Genomic DNA, 17109 nt, shown 5'->3' on the forward strand with positions numbered 1-17109 from the left:
TATTCAAGTTATTATTTACTTTATGTCGGTGGTCGAACCTCACAGGAGCGATTCGGCTACTTTTCCATCAAAATCAATACGATTTCGACGGTTATACCATATACATGCCACCATTTACGTGAATGGTTTCACCTGTAACATACGCAGCTTCATTACTCGCTAAGAATGCAACAGTAGATGCAACCTCATCTGGCTCACCTAAACGGTTTGCTGGAACTTGATCTGATATTGCTGCGCGTTGACCTTCATCTAACGCTTTAGTCATATCCGTATCAATAAATCCAGGTGCTACTACATTAACTGTAATTCCACGAGATGCAACTTCTCTTGCTAGAGATTTTGAAAAACCTATAACACCGGCTTTTGCTGCCGCATAGTTTGCTTGGCCGCCATTGCCCATTGTACCTACTACAGAGCCAATATTAATGATGCGACCATGACGTTTTTTCATCATAGGTCTTAATACAGCTTTACTTAAGCGGAAGATGGACGTTAAGTTTGTGTCGATAATATCATTCCACTCATCGTCTTTCATACGCATAAGTAGGTTATCTTTAGTGATCCCTGCATTATTAACCAAAATATCAACATCACCTAAGTCGGCTTTAATTGCGGCTAATACGTTAGTAATAGATTCAGATTCCGTCACATTTAACGTATAACCTTTACCATTGTCACCTAAGTACTCTGAAATTTTTCCAGCGCCATTATCAGACGTTGCTGTTCCAGCTACTTTCGCGCCCATGGCAACTAATTTTTCAGCTACCGCTTTACCAATTCCTCTGGAGGCACCTGTCACTAAAACAACTTTGCCCTCTAAGCTAAATAAAGACATGTTAATTCCTATAATTTTTTAATATATGTTCTTAAATATTATTTATTGCATCTAAGCTAGCGCTGTCATTCACTGAAGAACAACTCACTGATTTATCGACACGTTTCACTAAACCTGACAATACTTTGCCTGATCCAAATTCCAACATTTGTGTAATGCCTTCAGCTGCAAAAAACTGAATGGTTTCAGTCCAACGTACCGGACTATACAATTGTTTTATTAACGCTTGTTTTATAGTTTCGCCAGACGTTTCTACTACAACATCAACATTATTAACAACCGAAATAGTCGGTTCGTTAAATGTTAATAATTCTAAATCTTTAGCTAATTGCTCAGCGGCAGGTTTCATTAATGCACAATGAGACGGCACAGAAACAGGTAAAGGTAATGCACGTTTAGCACCGGCTTCTTTACATAATTCCATTGCACGTTCCACAGCCTCTTTATTACCAGCAATTACAATTTGACCTGGTGAATTAAAGTTAACCGGTGAAACTACTTGCCCCTGTGCTGCATCTTCACATGCTTTGGCAATTGCATCGTCAGCTAAACCAATAATAGCAGCCATCGCCCCAGTTCCAGCAGGAACCGCTTGTTGCATATATTGACCACGTTTTTCAACTAACTTAACTCCGTCAGCTAAAGAAAATACATTGGCGCAAACTAAAGCAGAATACTCGCCTAAGCTATGACCGGCCAAAAACGCTGGTTTTTCACCGCCGTTTTCTAAGTAAGCACGCCAAACAGCAACTGAACTCGTCAGTAACGCAGGTTGAGTAAACTCAGTTTGGTTTAATTTGCCCTCGGCATCTTCACTTACCAATGCCCACAGATCATAACCAAGTGCATCACTAGCTTCGGTAAAGGTATCTTTAACAACTTGATGATTTTCATAAAGATCAGACAACATGCCAACAGCCTGAGAGCCTTGACCTGGGAAAATAATTGCTTTACTCATTTATACACTTCTCTAATTTAGGTTTATGAATTTCTAATTCTAGTTTTTACTATTAGTACTTAATTAATGCAGACGACCAAGTGAAACCACCGCCAAATGCATTAAATAATAAGGTTTGTCCGCGCTGAATTCGTCCATCACGAATGGCTTCATCCAGTGCTGTTGGAACCGTTGCTGCTGAAGTATTACCAAATCGGTCAAGGTTGATAACAACCTGATCCATGGACATATCCAGTTTTTTAGCAACCGCTGAAATAATTCGTAAATTGGCTTGGTGTGGTATCAACCAATCTATATCTGATTTTTGAATATTGTTTGCTAATAGTGTTTCATCAGCCACTTGAGATAATTTAGTCACCGCAACTTTGAATACCTTGTTGCCTTCCATTGTCCCCCAAGAAGTATGAACTGAAGCTTCATCTCCTCGAACCGGCATAGCGACTTGTAATAATTCAGTGTAATTTCCATCCGAGTGGATGTGAGTAGATAATACGCCAGGTTCTTCTGATGCCTCTAAAATAACGGCTCCGGCGGCGTCACCAAATAAGATCACCATAGAGCGGTCTTCTGGGCTCATCATTTGGCTTAAACAATCTGCGCCAATAACTAATGCTTTTTTAGCTTTACCCGCTTTAATGTAAGTATCTGCAACACTTAATGCGTAACAGAAACCTGAACATGCCGCAGCAACGTCCATTGCTGGGATACCTGAGGTTAAACCTAAATCGCGTTGAACTTCACAAGCTGCACTTGGTAATGCTCTAGCATGACTTGTGGTGCCAACAATAACAAAATCTATTTCACTTGGGTCAATACCAGCGGCTTCAATAGCTTTTTTAGACGCTTCAACAGCCATGGTTGCAACGGTTTCGTTTTCACCAATAATACGACGCTCTTTCATGCCAGTACGTTCTTGGATCCATTCGTCGTTGGTATCAACCATTTCTTCTAAATCTTTATTGGTACGTACTTGTTTAGGAAAGTAACTACCAGTACCTGCTATTCTTGAAAACATGCACCCTCTCTACGTCTTAGATTATTCTTATTTTTTCTCGTCGTTGAGAACTTGTTCCACCTTATCTTTAATCTTATGGGGAACTTGACGTTGAGCCTCTTTAACCGCCTCTTTTATCGCACTAAAAAATGCTTGTGAAGATGCGTTTCCATGACTCTTGACAACGATTCCGCGCAATCCTACCAGACTCGCGCCGTTGTACTGGTCGGGGTTCATTTTAGAAAATAGCTTTTTAATACCTGGAAGTAGCATTCCTGCTAGGATTTTGCTCAAAAATGACTTTTCGCTAAGTGCTTTTATTTTAGACAATATAAGTTTAGAAACCCCTTCAATTGTCTTTAATGCCACATTTCCAACAAATCCATCACATACTATTACGTCTGCTTTACCAGAAAATATGTCATTTCCTTCAGCAAAACCAACATAATTGATTTCTTTGCAGTTATTGAGTTTGATTGCCGCATCTTTTAAATGTTTACTGCCTTTTGTGTCTTCAGAACCAACATTTAATAAAGCGACTCTTGGGGATTCTATTTGCTCGACTTCTGTTGCCATAACAGAGCCCATAACCGCAAATTGAAATAAAGTATCAGCACATTGATGGATGTTAGCGCCTAAATCTAATAAAAATACTTTTTCATTTTCATAGGTAGGCAAAGCACTAATTAATGCAGGACGTTTAATTCCGGGCAAGGTTTTTAACACATAACGAGCCATTGCTAATAAAGCACCGGTATTTCCAGAGGAAACACAAGCATCAGCCTGTTCTTGTTCAACAAGTTCTAAAACTTTACGCATTGAAGATTTGGGTTTTCGACGTAATGCGAGATCTGGACGTTCATCTTGATTGACCACTTGCTCAGTATGAACAATAGTTAACCTTGGATGTGCCAATGCATTATGTTTATTCAGAAAGGTGTGAATACTCTGTGAGTGACCACAAAGAAAAAGATGTAAATTGGGATATGAATCAACAGCTTTAATAGCTGCGGGGATAGTAGATCGGGGGCCATAATCGCCCCCCATCATATCTAGCGCAATTCGAATATCACGCATAATATAAAGCAGCCTAAACTTACTTTATATTACTTTACGGCCTTTGTAGTAGCCGTCTGCTGTCATATGATGACGACGGTGAGTTTCACCAGTCGTTTGATCTACAGATAAATGCTCAGTAGTTAATGCATCATGTGAGCGACGCATGCCACGTCTAGCACGGGATTTCTTACTTTTTTGAACTGCCATTAGCCGTCTCCTAGTTCTTATTTAACTATTAAATTAGTTCTTTAATTGTTTCAATATATCAAATGGATTAGATTTTTCTTGGTCCATTGCTTCTGGCGCTAACTCCCCAAATATCATGTCGTCTTCTGTAATCGAACATTCGTTTGGTTCATGCATTGCTACAATAGGCAACGCCAGCATTAATTCGTCTTCGACCAATTGAATAAGGTTAACTTCGCCTAATTCATTTAACTCGATTTCTTCGTATGCATCAGGTATCTGTTCTTCGCTCTCTTCAGCAGCCCGACCACGACGTACAGGTGTATATAAAAACTCAGCCGAAACATTTGTTTTTATACCATTGCCACAACGTTGACAGCGCAATTCAAGATTGGCAGCTACATTGCCTCGAACGAAAACTAATTCCTGTGGATCAATACCACATTCTATAGCTACGTCCAAGTATTCATCTAACACATCAGCCACTTCAGCTAAACGAGACAATTCACCTTTAACGATAATACCGTTAATGGTCATTCGTTTTAACGCAGCTTTTGCTGGTTCGATTGAGATTGGAATTTTCATCTTTTGCATAGGGCGCGCATATTATAGTTACTGAGCAACATAGTCAAAAGAAAATAGTATGAAAGTGTAAAAAAAGCTAAACTTCTTCAAAATATTTTACTTATTAGCCACTTTGCTATTTTTTTGAGCGATTTATGAAAAAAAAACCAACTATCATTCTAGGTTCTACATCTGAATTTAGAAAACAAATCTTAGACAAGCTTAACTTACCTTTCCTAACGGATAAACCAGAAGTAGATGAAACTGCTCTACCTAATGAAACAGCCTATCAATTAGTTGAACGTTTAGCGGTAGCAAAAGCACATGCTGTTGCCGACCGACACGATAATGCGCTAGTCATCGGATCAGATCAAGTCGCTTTATTTAATGACACTATATTAGGTAAACCGCACACTCACGAAAATGCCATTAAACAGCTATCTTCTTTCTCTGGTAATAAAGTCACCTTTTTAACCGGTCTAGCGGTGACCAATAGCACAACAGGAGAAACTCACTCTTTAGTTGAACCATTTGAAGTTTACTTTAAACCACTAACCTTAGATGAGATTGAAGCGTACTTATTAGCTGAGAAGCCATACAAGTGCGCAGGAAGCTTTAAAAGTGAAGCTCTAGGGATTTGTTTATTTGAAAAATTGGTGGGCGAAGATCCAAATACACTGATTGGCTTACCATTAATAAAACTAGTTAGCTTATTAGATAAGTTCGGTTATTCCGTTTTACAGCAACAAACTCAATCTTAGGTGACAAATATAGATAAAGGATTAATTATTAATTTAACTAAACCTTTATCTTCTTTTAAGGGCAGTCTATTAATTCATTATCCCGTTCACTCTCAACTTTCTGTTTAAATCCATATTTGATTGCGGCTGAATATAAACCTCACCTACTAACATTTTTTTTGCCATTTTTTTTGCTTCTGACGCTAAATTGGCAACATCTAGATGTGACTGAACAATACTGACATTAGGATGAATAATTCCGCAGGATAAAGATATTAATGAAAACCATTCTTTATTGCCTTTTCTACACGTTGAATAATATCCGCCCTCAGCTAAATGATCCGGCTTAAAAATGCTAATAATTCGCTGGTCAAAGACCTCTAATACTTTTCTACATGCAAATTCTGGCTCTTGATGCTGAAACAACACTACAAAGTCATCTCCTCCCACGTGGCCTACAAATGCATCGGAACACACTTTAGATAAAACATCCGCCACCAAACGAATAACTACATCCCCATCTGCATAACCGTAGAGATCATTAAATGGTTTAAAGTGGTTCAAATCAAAATATGCCATTGAAAATGACTTTTTACTGGATAACAGCTGGATAATTTTTTGTTCGATTATAATATTACCTGGCAACATAGTTAACGGATTAGCATGCTGTGCATGTTGGATTTTTTGTTCAGTCATGATTTTTAATAAGGAACGAATGCTTGCGACTCCAACGTATTTACCTTTGTCTACCACAATGAACTCTGGTCGTAAGTCAAAATGCGTATTATCCGTAACTAAGCTGCTGACATCATCTATAGATGCTGAAATATCTGCGGTAAATGGTAAATTATCCATCAAATTAGTAATTGGCTTTTTATCGTATAATGCATGTCCGTAATCAGACGAAAATATTTCTGCCAATGTATCTCTGTAAATAACCCCAATTGGTTTTTCATTTTCATCAATAACCGCAATAGATTGTATTTTTACAGAGGTTTTAAATATTTGATAAACCTTTGAACATACTTCATCAATTGCAACTGGTTTAACATGAACAATTAATTTTTCTAACTCAAATGTTTTGTTATCACTTAACAACTTACTTGGCCCAAGCTGGCGCAAACTTAAGCTATCTGGCAACTTAACATCGGGGAACTCTTCTGGTTTGGATAATAAAAATCCTTGTGCGAACTGCATGCCCATTTTTTCTAGCAACAAAAATTCTTCATTAAGCTCAATCCCTTCAGCAATAATAGACACTCCGGTCGCGGTCCCCAATTCAAAAATAGTTCTGAGTAATTCACGTTTCACTATATTTTGATGACAACCGCTAATAAAATAGCGGTCTATTTTTACAATATCAGGCCTAAGCTCTGACCATTGCTTCAATCCAGAATGCCCTGTTCCTAAATCATCAATAGCAATTTTAAAACCTAGCTCTCGGTAATGCTCTAGACTTTGTTTTAGAATGTGATTGTCATTGGCTTCAAACTGCTCAGTGATCTCTATCACAACATTATCAGGGGAAATTCCAGCGCATTTTAATAAATTTAATGTTTCTCCTTTTGGGTGATCAGGTTGAGACAAAGTACACGGACTGACATTTAAAAATAATAATCCCGTCAATTTTAATTGAGCAAAACGATTAATTGCTTGCTGACGACAGTGAAGCTCTAACTCAGATAACATGCCCACTTGATCAGCGGCTGTAAATAAATGATCAGGATTTCTGATAATAGAATCAGCAGGCAAACGAGTTAGGGCTTCGTAACCTAAAATAGATTCTTGTTCTATATCAAATATGGGTTGGAATACTATGGTTAAACTGCGGTCTAAAATTAGTCGGGTAATTTCTTCAAGTAAGGAGGTTGGGTACGACACATTAACCTACACAAGTAATATATAAAGAACATATATCTGTAATGTAACATTTGATTATGTCGGTTTTGTTACCAGTAGCTTGTTGCTAAGGGCTGTTTATCTTTAATAAAGTCACTTTCAGTCTTTTATATTGATGAAAGTGACTTTATGATGAAGTATATGATGAAGTATATGATGAAGTATATGATGAATTGTATAGTTAATTGCTATTCGGCTTCACGGTTAACAGATGTTAACGCTTTTAGTTTTACCAAGCCTTTTTCTAACACAGGATCTAAAGGCGCTTCAAAATGCACTGTAGTTTCTGACACAGGATGAAAGAACGAAATTTCTTTAGCGTGTAAAAACAGTCTATTAATACCTACTTTTTTAACTAACTTGTCGAATTCTCTGTCACCGTATTTATCATCACAAGCGATTGGATGATCTTTACATGCTGTATGCACACGGATTTGGTGAGTACGGCCAGTTTGCGGTCTTGCTTCAACTAACGTAGCACCATCAAACTCTTCAATAACTTCAAACAAAGTGCATGATTTTTTACCGTCTTCACGGTTAACCACTACAATTCGTTCACCTGACTTAGTATTAATTTTTAATAAAGGTTCTTGAACCGAACGTTGACTTGCACTCCACTGCCCTTTCACTAATGCCCAATAAACTTTGTTCATGGTTTTGATACGTAACTGCTCGTGCAAAGCAACTAACACTGAACGACGTTTAGCAATAAGTAAAATACCAGAGGTATCTCGGTCTAAACGATGAACTAACTCCATCATTTTTTCTCTAGGACGTAAGGCTCTTAGTGCTTCAATAACGCCAAACTTTAAACCGCTACCACCATGAACAGCAATACCAGAAGGTTTGTTTAATACAATCAGCGTTTTATCTTCATAAATGATGGCTTTTTCTAAATCTTGTACAGCTTGAAGTTTGTCCGATATTGCAGGTTGCGACTCTTGGCTAACTCGCACAGGAGGAACGCGAACAATGTCATTTAACTGCAATTTGTAGGTTTGTTTGATTCGGCCTTTGTTAACACGAACTTCGCCTTTGCGAATGATACGATAAATCACACTTTTAGGTACACCTTTTAATCGAGTGATTAAAAAATTATCAATCCGCTGTCCTGCATAAGTTTCGTCGATTTCTACTTGCTGAACTTTTGGATAATTTATTTCATTTTCAGGCATTTTTTGGCTTTCACTAGTGATTAATTTAACATTTATATAAATAAACTATTAATTCAGTTGCTATATATGCATTTGCGACCGATAATAACGGCGCTTTAGAATATAAAGCAACTGATTGAACTGCCTCAGGTAATGAACATAAGAGTCATGTAACGGAGCAGGGTTTGAAGACACGATCATATCAGAGTTAATCGATAAAGCCATGTACATATTACTGGCAGACCAAAAAGCTTCAGACCTCCACGCCATCTAAGTAAGGTAATGCGAGTATCATATTACCCTCTACTTTAACCGTTCAGACCAGTCGATATTTAGAGGCGTTAACTTAACCAGTGCCACGAATTCCAATAGCGTTTATATGCTAAAGGCACCGAAGAATTCTTAAAAATAGAATCCATTATCCTTGATTACAATCGTGATGATTGAAATACAGTAAGCAATAGTTGTGAAACTATACAGCGCCGAGGTGTTTAGAAAGTGCAGATATAAACGTGCGAAACGTGGCCTTTGATAAAAAAGAAGACTCACATAATGAAACGCATGCTAATTAATGCCACGCAACAAGAAGAGATGCGTGTTGCATTGGTTGATGGTCAAAAGTTATATGATTTGGATATTGAAAGTCCAGGTCATGAACAAAAAAAGGCCAACATCTATAAAGGAACAATAACAAGAGTAGAGCCGAGTTTAGAAGCCGCTTTTGTTAGTTACGGTGCAGACCGTCACGGATTCCTACCTCTTAAAGAAATAGCTCGTAACTATTTCCCATCAGATTACAAATTTTCTGGCCGTCCAAATATCAAAGAAGTGATAAAGGAAGGACAAGAAGTAATCGTTCAAATCGACAAAGAAGAACGTGGTCAAAAAGGCGCAGCCTTAACTACGTTTATCAGCGTTGCAGGAAGCTACTTGGTATTAATGCCAAATAATCCTCGTGCCGGTGGTATTTCTCGTCGTATTGAAGGTGATGAAAGAACACAGCTAAAATCAGCATTAAACAAATTAGAATTACCAAAAGGCATGGGCTTAATTGTTCGTACCGCAGGTGTTGGTAAATCTTATGAAGAATTAGAATACGACTTAGGCGCCCTACTATTACATTGGGAAGCTATTCAGCAAGCATCTGAAAGCATGCCGGCTCCTTTCTTAATACATCAAGAAAGTAACGTTGTATTCCGTGCTATCCGTGATTACTTAAAACGTGATGTTGGTGAAATATTAATTGATAACCAAAACGTTTATAACGAAGCTCGCGGTCACATCGAATTATTCAGACCTGACTTCATTGAACGCGTAAAGCTGTATCAAGGTGAAGTTCCGCTGTTTACTCATTATCAAATTGAAAGCCAAATTGAATCTGCCTTCCAACGTGAAGTTAGATTACCGTCTGGTGGCTCAATTGTTATTGACCCAACAGAAGCACTAGTTTCTATTGATATCAACTCCTCAAAAGCCACCAAAGGTAGCGACATTGAAGAGACTGCTCTAAATACCAACTTAGAAGCAGCAGAAGAAATTGCGCGTCAATTACGCTTACGTGACTTAGGCGGTTTGTTAGTTATCGACTTTATCGATATGACTCCACCAAAACATCAACGTGATGTTGAGAACCGTTTAAAAGACAGTATTAAACAAGACAGAGCCCGTGTTCAAATCGGCAAGATCAGTCGTTTTGGTCTACTTGAAATGTCTCGTCAACGTCTTCGTCCTTCACTAGGTGATGCAAGTCAACATACTTGTCCTCGTTGTGATGGCCAAGGTACTGTAAGAAGTAATGAGTCGTTAGCGTTATCAATTCTTCGTCTAATTGAAGAAGAAGCGATAAAAGACAACACAGCTCAAATTCAAGCACAAGTGCCTGTTCCAGTATCGTCTTATTTGTTGAATGAAAAACGTGACTCAATTCGTCACATTGAAAACAACAATAAAGTTAACATCATGGTTATCCCTAACATCCATATGGATACACCACATTACGATGTTGTACGTGTACGTATTGATGAAGATATTGCTGACTCAAGCTTTAAATTAGTAACTCGCCCAGAAGAACCTGAGTTAACTAAAGAAATCATTCCTTTATCTAAGAAAGAAATTGAAGAGCCAGTATTAAAAGGTTTTGCTTCTCCTAAAGCTGCTGCGCCAAAAGCGACAGCACCAGCAAAAAATGACAAACCTAAACAACCAGGCTTAATATCAAAAGCGGTTAAATGGATAAGTTCGTTATTTGCTAAGAAAGAACAGCCTAAGCCTCAACATAAAAACCGTAATAGTAATTACAAAGGTAAAAACGAGAACCGTCGTGGTGGTAATCAAAAGAACCGTCCTCGTAATGCTCGCAATGGTGAAAGAAAACCAAACGAACGTAACGACAAACGTGATAATACACGTACGGATCAAAAAGATACTCGACGTACGAATCAAAAAGATACTCGTCGTAATCAAGACGCTCCACGCGAAGCTCGTAATGAAAATCGTACTGACACTCGTAAAAAGCCTGTCGCTACTCAAAATTCTGAGCGTACAACACCAGAACGTAAAGAAGTGCACAACGCTGAACGTAGACAACGTCGTAGTAACCGTAAAAATGTACGTATTAAGAGAACAGAAAATGCTAGTACTGACGCACCAGTTGCAGACGTAAATACAGCTGTTGAAGTTAATACTGCAGTAGTTGCTGAAGTCGCTACTAAAAAAGTAATGAAGTCAAAACGTGGTATTCGTAATAATACTCAAGTGACTAAGCAAAAACGTAAAGTGATTGCTAACATTGCTCAAGGTGTTAAAGCGCCTGCTAAAGTTGTGAAAAAAGCACCAGCTAAAAAGAAAGCAGCTCCTAAAGCTAAAGCAAAGCCTGTAGTTGATACTGAAGTAAGCAACACAACTCCAGTTGAAAGCCCTATAACGGAAGCAACAGAAACTACTGAAACAGCTAAGGTTGATACAGTAGCAGAAAAATCACCGGCTAAGCCTAGAGCTAAAAGAGCTGTAAAAGCAAAAGTTGAAAAGCCAGCGACTCCTGCAGAAACTGAAACAGAAGTTGCAGATGAAAAGCCTAAAGCAGCTAAGCCTAAAGCGAAAGCAGTGGCTAAGCCAAAAGCAAAAGCGGCAGTTAAAACTAAAGCTACAACTGGTGGTTCTTCAAGCGCTCCTATGACAAAACCAGCTCCGGTTGAGTCAGTTTCTGTTGGTGTTCCAACAGCAATGGATGACGCAAATAGAACAGCAGTGGTTAAGTCTACAAGAACTGGTGGTTCTGCATCAGCAACAAGTAGCTCAACGTCTACAACGACAAAAACACTATAATAGGCATAAAGAATAACGACTAATACTCGTTATTCTTCTTAGTCTTAAAAGAAAACCGCTCATTGAGCGGTTTTTTTATTTCTGTTACTTCAACCCTGTCTTTTAAAGGTGTTTTGTTTTCAACTTGATTGACGATTATTGTCATCCAGTTTTTTATCCGACAGTCCCACGACTTAAGCAATACAAATATTGAGACCGCTACGAAGGATAAAATAACTTACCATTTGATATCCTTAAGGTTAAAATACATCTTAAGTAAAAGAACATAAAATATAAGCCAACTCCATGAATAAAATTTACGTATCAATCATCTTAATTCCGCTTTTACTCTTAACGAGTTGTTTTAACGGGGATTCTCAAGAAACTTTAATTGAAAAAGCAAATCAAGGCGATATTAAATCAATGATAGAGCTGAGTAATGTGTACGAGTTTGGGGCTACAAAAGAAGGTTTAAAGCAATATAAAATATGGGCTGACGATATAGATGAAAATGCAAATTCAGAAGATATTCTAGCCTTAACTAAGATGTTTTATGAGCAAAAGTTAGCGTTTCCCAATGGACGAGAAATATATGAAAACTTGCTTAAACTGGCAAACCGCCCTCTAAATAAGCAAGCGACGTTAACTCTTCTCAACTTTTATTCTAAATATTTCTTAGAGTTTAAAACAGAAGAACTTGAATCTGTCTATATTAAAACAGCGACTAAACAAGATTTAGTAGATCTCTATAACCTATACCAGAAAACAAATGACTATTATGGATATATAAACAGAGATCGAGTAAAAGCCATTATGGTTGAAAAAGGCTATATGGAAGAGAAGCTCACAGAGCTTGAGTATCTTAAAAGGATATTATTGAGAAGAAGAGAATACAGAGAAGAATATATACCAGATATCTTATTACTCCTTTCAAATATTTTAAAATCAAATGACTTAGATCAAATCTATGAAATTGGACTTATTCTAGGAAATAGAGGTTCACAAACCGGTGTGATGAAGACTTTAGTCCATGAGAATACAGAAGCGTTCATGAAAAAAGCATTAACCTTAAACCCCACTAATGAAATTGAAACCACCGCTACTTTCTACCTATCTAACTTATACACTAAGTATTATAAAGATGATCTAACTAAGCAAAAGAGTGTTTTAATTAATGCAGATAAAATGGGTAAAGCACAACGTAACAAAACGTTAATCGCTCTGTATGACATAGATGAAATACAATATGCTAAAAACATTAAGAACTTTGACAAGATGCTAAATACTTCACGCACTAAAGCTTATATTAATATTGCTCAAATTTATCATTACGGAAAAGGCAAAGAGCCTGTAGATATTGAACAAGCAAAAATTTGGTACAAAAAAGCGGATACAGAACAAGCTAAGGAAGAACTTGCCAAGTTAAATAAAATTTAGCCAATAAACAAATTCACCGTTTTTGATTACAGGTATAAAAGTATGTTTCTTGAATTTAGGTTTTGAAATACTAGGCTTATGATTAAATTTTTGCTGCTAAAATTCATCACTTTCTTTTTTGGCTTTGTTGCCTGTTTTGCAATGCACACTACATTTGCATTGCCTTTAGTGATATCCGCAGCATTAGTTGGACTTGTTGGTTCTTTTATTCCTTTTCCTGAACAATATAAAAACCATCCTTACGCCGCTATTTATGCAGGCAGTTTTGCTGGAATGTGCTCCACACAACTAATCACCAGTTACTGGGAAATTGCAATTATCTCGCTGATTGGTGCAAGCTTATATGTACTGACCATGAATATGTTTAACGGTTTTGGCGGTAAACTCGGCGGCGTTGCTTTTGCCAGTGTCGCTATTTTTGTTTTAGCCAAAGGGATAATACTTTGAGTATTAAATACCCAATATTGGCGCTATTAGGTGCTTTTTTAACATTTTACCTAGCTAGACATAATCGCTTTGACGGAATCAGAGCTTCCGCAGCCCTTTCTATCATCGCTTATTTGATTATTGACGCGTTGGGTTTTAATGCAGATTTATACGCTGTAGTCTTCTTTGGCGGCACGTTTATTGGCATGAGCGCCCCACACCGCTTTGGTATTTATACCATAACCAGCGCATCCATTATTTTCTCACTGCTATTTGAATACCTAGTCCCCATATTTGACGGCTACGGCGGCGCTCTCGGCGTAAGCGCGTTTCTATCCGTCTGCATTTGCCACGTGTTTATTTTACTCGGCGCACTAAGAAGCAAAAAGCCGCATAACTAGTTAAGTTTGCGGCTTATATGCTAATGATTTCGAATAATGGTGTGTTTCGGTTATTTCTTATTATTCTAGTCTTAAGAAAACGCTTATTACAAAATAAGCGTTTTAAAAATTGATTCTTTTAGACAAGAGTGACTTTCATAAAAAGCCTCCCCTCACTAAATATTAACCGATACTTGTGAGATCATCAGTTTGAACTGTTGTTATTGGATAAATTGATTTAATAAAACACTCACCAGTCATTTGGTTTGAAGTTGAGATCGAATCAATAGATTTATAAATAGCCAAGTTAGATGAACGATTTAATTTAATGTCAGCTGATTTATTTAAATCAATACATCTTCCATTAGTTTCTACTAAGTAGTCTTTATTATGTTTTGCGGTGATTATTAAATAGTTATCAGAAAGCGATGTCCAACCACTAAATTTAAAACCGTCAACCTTATCTTCGCTAGATAAACTTTCATCCATTACGAATTTCGAATAAGCATTATTTTTTTCATTTAACGACATAGTTGTTGTTGACGAACAACCTGAAAGAACAACTAAACCTAAAGTAATAGCTAATATATGTTTCATTTTATTTCCTTATTAATTGTAAGTACTGATTAAAATATAGACACAACATTTAACGATTGCAACAGTTATTTTAATAATTCCTATACTTTACAGTATTTTAAATAATATAGTGTTGAAGTGAACAGCAAATGCCATTCTCTTAATTTTTTAGCTTCTTGGTATATGATTAAATTAGATTTTTAATATAACAGCACATTATTACTTGAATACATCTAAAAACGATTACCTTCATACCAACCTCCATGTTTATTTATTGTTTATAACTCGCATTTATAAAAGCCATGAATCTAAATCCGATATTGAAAAACATCAAACTTGAGTGGGCGGCTCTTTTATTCGCTTTAGGGCTTTAGGGCTTTAGGGCTTTAGGGCTTTAGGGCTTTAGGGCTTTAGGGCTTTAGGGCTTTAGGGAATGATTGGATCAGATCAAATTTCAGTCAAACATTATATTCATTTTAGATAATCAAATATTGCTGTCCGTTTATCAGAATTTTTTATGATCAATTTACGTATGTGAAATAAACAAAAGCAGATCAAAACAACAAAGCCAATTAACTTACGCTAACTGGCTTTGTTATTTGAATACATCTAACAATAAAAGTGATGTTTGTGTTTACTAATTTTTAGGAAATTTTTTCTTTAAAAATTCATCAACCGTTTTTTTGGGAATGCCAGTGATACGAATAACCTTGGGTTCTTCTTCATATTCCCCAAACTTCACGCTCTTACTGCTATTTATACGCCTTTCACAATCACTTTTATCTGCTGGAATGGCACTAGCACAACCTTTCAGTGTTGGATCCTGCAAAACACCATACAAAGCACTATCTTGTGGGTTAGCCACACATCCACTTAAAATAAGAATACTAAAAAATCCAAAAACCATTACCTTCATACCAACCTCCATGTGTGTTTATTGTTTGTCGTATTTATAAATATTTATAAAAGTCATAACTTTAACTCAAGTATTTAAAACCACCAAATCTGAGTGGGTGGCTCTTTTTATTCTTCTTTTAATTCTTAATGGAGCTGTTTTAACTACTTAAGTGCGGTTCTATTTTTAGTAACCGTATTGTATTGCGTTACAATTTCCTCATACAATTTTCCAACCCATTCAGGTGAGTTACTTGGAGCATGCAGCTCATTTAATGATGGGTCAGTAGGAGAGATAATTACTCTAGTATTGGAGATCCCAGTTTTATGCACTAAATAAAATAATTTTTCGATAACAGGATCTCCCATAGCTAAACAGCCTACAGAAGCAGAACGGCCATGAATAAAAATATTTGTACCAGGAGAAGATCTCCCCTCTTTATTTGCATGTTGTAAATCAAACGCATTAGGGTAATTCAATTTCATAGATAAATGATATGAGCTATTTGGATTAAACCCTTCAATTTTATAAAGCCCTTCAGGCACTTGTTTATCACCTTCAATCAACTTGGGGCCTAAAACACCACTTGCTGCTTTAATATCGTAACGGGTGATCAATTTAAATATTTCATCTTCGTTTGACGCCCAAACTTGTAACTCTTTACTGTCTTTAAAAGCAATTAATGACAAATTTTTAGGAGGAAAGTGGATACCTTTTGACAGAAATAAAGGAGATAATTCCTGAGAAACCTGCCCTTCCAGTTTTGTTATAACCTCTGCTACGGTTGCTTTTCCGGTAAATTTAATCACTATTGGATACCATAAGCTTCTACCGTACTGGTAAATAAGAAATAAAAATACAACTGCAACTAATACTAAAACCTTTTTCATTTCGCCATTCCTGAGTAAAACATAGCAACTAACTAAGCCAACCACTTTAAATGAAACTAACTGACTTTGAATCTAGTACTTCAAAAAACTGTCAAATTGAAGTGGGTGTCTCTAATACCGTTTTCTTTATTTCCTATCTGTAACTGTTTTCAAAATAACTACCCTTGTCATCTAACGCCGTTTAGCGGCAAAAATATGCAGGCTAAAATGTGTAGCGGAGCGGAACCAGCCAACTGTAATTTGTCCCGCTTGAACAGCTTGTTAGCAATATTAAACACTGCACCCTTGGCTTATTTTGGTTTTATCGCCTTCAAGCTCAACCCAATAATAAACAGTAAAACCGTCACGTTTTTTACGGATAATATAAGTTTTACCAACTTCAGCATTAAAACGAACACAACCTTCTGAAGTTATCTGACCATTTTGGTAATCCACTTTGACTTTATTTTCACCTTCAGAGATACGAGCTTCTTCAGGATACCCTTTGAAAAAGTCACCTGCTGCTTCACCATTTATTGTATTGATATAAAGGCGCTCATCAAGCGCCACAAATATACCGTGAGCATGCTCGGAATCTGCTTTTAGTAAAGCTGAATTATTTGAAGTTAAGCCTTCTTGTTTATATGTAGTTGATTGGCAACCTACCAATAAACTGGACAGCACTAATAATGCAATTGAAAATCCTTTACTCATTTTTAACACCTAATCCTGAAATATTGCTAACGCTCACTTCAGCCGCAGCTGGTATGAAGCGGTTTTTGTGTTATTGTTTGAGCGATAGCGAGTAACGCAAAAATCGCGTAGTACCAGCTG

The 17109-nt window shown here is 37.0% G+C and carries 17 protein-coding genes; 5 read left to right on the plus strand and 12 right to left on the minus strand.

The window, feature by feature from the left end:
* Positions 1–91: 91 nt before the first annotated feature.
* Genes fabG through yceD form a run of 6 tightly spaced genes read right to left on the minus strand, consistent with a single transcriptional unit; the run spans position 92 to position 4626 of the window.
* Positions 92–835 (minus strand): 3-oxoacyl-ACP reductase FabG, encoded by a 744-nt coding sequence (gene fabG, locus Q0940_RS11165; protein ID WP_299268469.1) that lies wholly within the window; start codon positions 833–835, stop codon positions 92–94.
* 31 nt (positions 836–866) lie between these two features.
* Positions 867–1793, minus strand: a complete 927-nt coding sequence (gene fabD, locus Q0940_RS11170; RefSeq protein ID WP_299268474.1) for an ACP S-malonyltransferase — start codon at positions 1791–1793, stop codon at positions 867–869.
* Between the two features lie 52 nt (positions 1794–1845).
* Positions 1846–2808 (minus strand): beta-ketoacyl-ACP synthase III, encoded by a 963-nt coding sequence (locus Q0940_RS11175; RefSeq protein WP_299268477.1) that lies wholly within the window; start codon positions 2806–2808, stop codon positions 1846–1848.
* Positions 2809–2835: 27 nt separating this feature from the next.
* Entirely contained in the window at positions 2836–3867 is a 1032-nt protein-coding gene (gene plsX, locus Q0940_RS11180; protein WP_299268586.1) for a phosphate acyltransferase PlsX, read from the minus strand.
* 21 nt (positions 3868–3888) lie between these two features.
* Entirely contained in the window at positions 3889–4053 is a 165-nt protein-coding gene (rpmF, locus tag Q0940_RS11185) for a 50S ribosomal protein L32 (RefSeq protein WP_105052541.1), read from the minus strand.
* A gap of 33 nt (positions 4054–4086) precedes the next feature.
* Positions 4087–4626, minus strand: a complete 540-nt coding sequence (gene yceD, locus Q0940_RS11190; RefSeq protein WP_299268485.1) for a 23S rRNA accumulation protein YceD — start codon at positions 4624–4626, stop codon at positions 4087–4089.
* Between the two features lie 125 nt (positions 4627–4751).
* Between yceD and Q0940_RS11195 the strand changes: the two genes are divergently transcribed.
* Positions 4752–5357, plus strand: coding sequence for a Maf family protein (locus Q0940_RS11195; protein WP_299268487.1), 606 nt, complete (start codon positions 4752–4754; stop codon positions 5355–5357).
* A gap of 69 nt (positions 5358–5426) precedes the next feature.
* On the opposite strand, the gene Q0940_RS11200 is transcribed toward Q0940_RS11195, so the two are convergent.
* Complete coding sequence (locus tag Q0940_RS11200; RefSeq protein WP_299268489.1) at positions 5427–7217, minus strand: bifunctional diguanylate cyclase/phosphodiesterase; 1791 nt, start codon at positions 7215–7217, stop codon at positions 5427–5429.
* A 206-nt stretch (positions 7218–7423) separates the two neighbouring features.
* Positions 7424–8410 carry a 23S rRNA pseudouridine(955/2504/2580) synthase RluC gene (gene rluC, locus Q0940_RS11205; RefSeq protein ID WP_299268491.1) on the minus strand — a complete coding sequence of 329 codons (987 nt, stop codon included), beginning with the start codon at positions 8408–8410 and terminating at the stop codon, positions 7424–7426.
* A gap of 531 nt (positions 8411–8941) precedes the next feature.
* Here rluC and rne point away from each other — a divergent pair.
* From rne to Q0940_RS11225, 4 genes are all read left to right on the plus strand, one after another.
* A complete protein-coding gene (rne, locus tag Q0940_RS11210) occupies positions 8942–11713 on the plus strand; it encodes a ribonuclease E (RefSeq protein WP_299268495.1) in 2772 nt (923 codons plus the stop codon).
* 285 nt (positions 11714–11998) lie between these two features.
* A complete protein-coding gene (locus Q0940_RS11215; protein WP_299268497.1) occupies positions 11999–13129 on the plus strand; it encodes an SEL1-like repeat protein in 1131 nt (376 codons plus the stop codon).
* A 78-nt stretch (positions 13130–13207) separates the two neighbouring features.
* The gene (locus Q0940_RS11220; RefSeq protein ID WP_299268499.1) at positions 13208–13576 is read left to right on the plus strand and encodes a hypothetical protein; all 369 of its coding nucleotides are present in this window, start codon (positions 13208–13210) and stop codon (positions 13574–13576) included.
* On the plus strand, positions 13573–13956 hold the full coding sequence (locus tag Q0940_RS11225) for a hypothetical protein (protein WP_299268502.1): 384 nt from the start codon (positions 13573–13575) through the stop codon (positions 13954–13956). Before Q0940_RS11220 ends, Q0940_RS11225 begins: the two co-directional genes overlap by 4 nt.
* A gap of 162 nt (positions 13957–14118) precedes the next feature.
* On the opposite strand, the gene Q0940_RS11230 is transcribed toward Q0940_RS11225, so the two are convergent.
* From Q0940_RS11230 to Q0940_RS11245, 4 genes are all read right to left on the minus strand, one after another.
* On the minus strand, positions 14119–14532 hold the full coding sequence (locus tag Q0940_RS11230; RefSeq protein WP_299268505.1) for a DUF6491 family protein: 414 nt from the start codon (positions 14530–14532) through the stop codon (positions 14119–14121).
* Between the two features lie 616 nt (positions 14533–15148).
* Complete coding sequence (locus Q0940_RS11235; RefSeq protein WP_299268508.1) at positions 15149–15427, minus strand: hypothetical protein; 279 nt, start codon at positions 15425–15427, stop codon at positions 15149–15151.
* Between the two features lie 143 nt (positions 15428–15570).
* Positions 15571–16296: a L,D-transpeptidase family protein gene (locus tag Q0940_RS11240; protein WP_299268510.1), complete on the minus strand. Its 726-nt coding sequence runs from the start codon at positions 16294–16296 to the stop codon at positions 15571–15573.
* 270 nt (positions 16297–16566) lie between these two features.
* Positions 16567–16989 (minus strand): hypothetical protein, encoded by a 423-nt coding sequence (locus tag Q0940_RS11245; protein ID WP_299268512.1) that lies wholly within the window; start codon positions 16987–16989, stop codon positions 16567–16569.
* Positions 16990–17109: the final 120 nt, after the last annotated feature.

Source organism: uncultured Psychrosphaera sp. (assembly GCF_947500655.1).
Lineage (GTDB): Bacteria > Pseudomonadota > Gammaproteobacteria > Enterobacterales > Alteromonadaceae > Psychrosphaera.